The organism is Pusillimonas sp. (genome assembly GCF_035515275.1).
Classification (GTDB): Bacteria; Pseudomonadota; Gammaproteobacteria; order Burkholderiales; family Burkholderiaceae_B; genus Pusillimonas.
This window is the reverse complement of sequence record NZ_DATJBQ010000171.1, coordinates 1-2,721: the sequence shown is the minus strand read 5'-3', so window position 1 is coordinate 2,721 and position 2,721 is coordinate 1. Positions and strand designations below refer to the sequence as shown.

General features: G+C 60.4%; 4 protein-coding genes. 2 read left to right on the top strand and 2 right to left on the bottom strand.

The window, feature by feature from the left end; translation table 11 throughout:
• Both VL003_RS12520 and VL003_RS12515 read left to right on the top strand, forming a co-directional pair.
• On the top strand, positions 1-643 hold a 643-nt coding region (locus VL003_RS12520), incomplete at its 5' end, for an amino acid ABC transporter substrate-binding protein (protein WP_325442976.1).
• A gap of 23 nt (positions 644-666) precedes the next feature.
• Positions 667-1,401 (top strand): pseudouridine synthase, encoded by a 735-nt coding sequence (locus tag VL003_RS12515; RefSeq protein ID WP_325442974.1) that lies wholly within the window; start codon positions 667-669, stop codon positions 1,399-1,401.
• Between the two features lie 54 nt (positions 1,402-1,455).
• Here the strand turns inward: VL003_RS12515 and VL003_RS12510 are convergent, their stop codons facing one another.
• Positions 1,456-2,307 carry a 23S rRNA (adenine(2030)-N(6))-methyltransferase RlmJ gene (locus tag VL003_RS12510; RefSeq protein WP_325442972.1) on the bottom strand — a complete coding sequence of 284 codons (852 nt, stop codon included), beginning with the start codon at positions 2,305-2,307 and terminating at the stop codon, positions 1,456-1,458.
• Between the two features lie 8 nt (positions 2,308-2,315).
• Positions 2,316-2,721, bottom strand: a 406-nt coding sequence (locus VL003_RS12505; protein ID WP_325442970.1) for a glycerophosphodiester phosphodiesterase family protein, incomplete at its 5' end; no start/stop codon positions are given.

The following is a 2,721-nucleotide window of genomic DNA, read 5'->3' as shown; positions in this document are numbered from 1 at the left end:
CACGTCGTCTACCCGGATTCCGCTTGTGGCCAACGGCACGGTTGATATCAGTTGCGGTTCGGCCACCAATAACGAGCAGCGCCAGCAGCAGGTCAGTTTTGCGCCCACCACGTTTGTTACCTCGACCCGGTTTGCATCCCTGAAGGCTTCCAACCTCAACGAGCTCGAAGACCTGAAAGGTGCAACGGTAATTTCCACGGCCGGCACCAGCAACCTGCGCTGGCTTACCCAGGCCAATGCAGAACAGAAGCTGGGCATGCGCATCATGAATGCCAAAGACCATTCCGAGGCGTTTCTTACCGTGAACAGCGGCCGGGCTGTGGCGTTCTTTATGGACGACATCTTGCTGGCCGGTCTGGTGGCCAACTCGCGCAACCCCACCGACTGGGTCATCAGCAAAAATTCGTACACGGTCGAACCCTACGGCATGATCCTTCCGAAAGACGACCCCGAGTTCAAGCAAGAGGTCGACGAGGCCGTAAAGGCCATGATGCAAGACGGGCGCTTGGCCCAGATGTACGAAAAATGGTTCATGCAGCCGATTCCGCCGCGCAACATCAACCTTAACTGGCCCATGTCGGCCGAGTTGAAACGGGTTATTGCCAACCCTACCGACTCGCCCCGGGCACAAGACTACCAATAACGCGGCTTTAAAGTAATTTGTCCATGGAAAAAACCCGAATTTCGAAGTTGATGGCCGAGCGCGGCTTGTGTTCACGGCGCGAGGCCGACGCTTATATCGAGCGTGGGTGGGTGCGTGTCGATGGCGTGGTGGTTTCCGAACTGGGTTCCAAGGCTTACCCCCACCAGACCATCACCCTGGACAAGCAGGCACAGCGCCGCCAGGGCTCGCGCGTTACCATTTTGCTTAACAAACCGGTGGGGTATGTGTCGGCCCAGGCCGAGCGCGGTTACCGGCCGGCCGTTTCGCTGATCAGCGCCCGAACCATGCACAATCCGGCGCGCTCGCCGTTTCCATTCGATGCTTCGCATTTGCGCGGGCTTGCACCGGCAGGGCGCCTTGACATCGATTCGCAAGGGTTGCTGGTGCTGACCCAGGACGGCCGCATTGCCCGTCAGCTTATCGACGAAGATTCGCCTATCGAAAAAGAGTATCTGGTTCGGGTCGAGGGACGTATTGCGGGTAATGGGCTGAAGCTGCTCAATCACGGCTTGAGCCTTGACGGTCAGGTGCTCAAGCCCGCCCACGTAGAGTGGCAGAACGACGACCAACTGCGCTTCGTCATCAATGAAGGCAAAAAGCGCCAGATTCGCCGTATGTGCGAGCAGGTGGGCCTGAAGGTGGTTGGGCTTAAGCGGGTGCGCATGGGCCGTATCGTGCTGGGTGATCTGCCGCCCGGCAAATGGCGCTATCTGCGCGAAGGCGAGCGTTTCGATTGACGCAGTGTGGGGCGGGCAAGGCGTGATGCGTGCACGCCTGCCCCTGCACGGGTCTCAGGCCGAGCGAGTCAGCGTGTAGCTTGCGCGTTCGTCCAGGTCCAGGGTTTTGGCCAGCCAGGGCAGGGCCTGTTGCAGTCGTTCGTACAGGGTGTAGGGTGGGTTCACTACAAACATGCCGCTGCCGTGCAGGCCGAAACCCGACTTGTCGGGGGCGCGCACGGTCAGGGTGGCGTGTGTCCATTGCACCTTCAGCCTTTCCAGCTGCCGTGCCAGTTCAGTGGCTTCGCGCCGTTGCACAAGTGGATACCACACCGCATAGCAGCCGGTGGAAAAACGCTTCAAGCCCTCGTCAAGGGTCTGCATGACTTGCCGGTAATCGTGCTTGTTTTCGTATGAAGGGTCGATCAGCACAATGCCCCGGCGCGTGGGCGGCGGCAGCAGTGCTTTCAAGCCGGTAAAGCCGTCTGTTTCGTAGACGGCTGTTTGGCGCATGGCCTGTCTGTCTTGTTGCGACAAGTTGTGCTTAAGCACTTCGATTTCAGAAGGGTGCATCTCGAACAGACGCAGCCGGTCTTTGTCGCGCATGGCGCTTAGCGCCAGCCAGGGCGAGCCCGGATAGTAGTTGGCGACGCCGTCGGGGTTGAAGCGCTGCACTTCTTCGAGGTAGCGCGTTATAAGTGCCGGCTTTTCTGCGGGGCCCAGCAATCGATCCAGCCCGTCGATGAACTCGCCGTTCTGGATGGCCCACTCGCTGGTCAGGTCGTAGATGCCGGCTCCCGCGTGCGTGTCCATGACCCAGTAGGGGCTGTCTTTAAGGTTGAAGTGATCAAGAATATGCACCAGGACGGCGTGCTTGAGCACGTCGGCATGGTTGCCGGCATGGAAGGCGTGTCGGTAACTGAACAAGAGCGGGCCTATGTAAGTTGAAGTGCGCCGGGCAGTGTGTCGATGGCATCGGTAAAGACTGCATCGCAGCCCCATTGCAGCAGCTGCTGTGCCCGAGCGGGGTCGTTAACTGTCCAGCCGGCTATTTTATAGCCTTTGGCGTGCACGGCCGCGACCAGCGCGGAATCAATGCCGCTTTGCTCCACGTGCAGGGCCACGCAGCCCAGGCGTTCCAGGCGCTGCACCCAGTCGGATGACAACGGGGCCGGCATCAATAAGGCGCGCGGCAGCGCGGGTGCGGCCTGCCGGGCGGCTTGCAGGGCGGTTTCCGAAAACGACGAAAGCAGGGGGGCGACAGGCCTGTGCTGCCAAAGGGTTGAAGCAATGCCTGCCACCAGTGTGCCGGTCAGGAGTTCGCGCCCGGGCTGGGGCTTG

Bases quoted from the DNA above. Each gene is read 5' to 3' on its own strand.
- VL003_RS12515 (WP_325442974.1), top strand. From the start codon at position 667: ATGGAAAAAACCCGAATTTCGAAGTTGATGGCCGAGCGCGGCTTGTGT.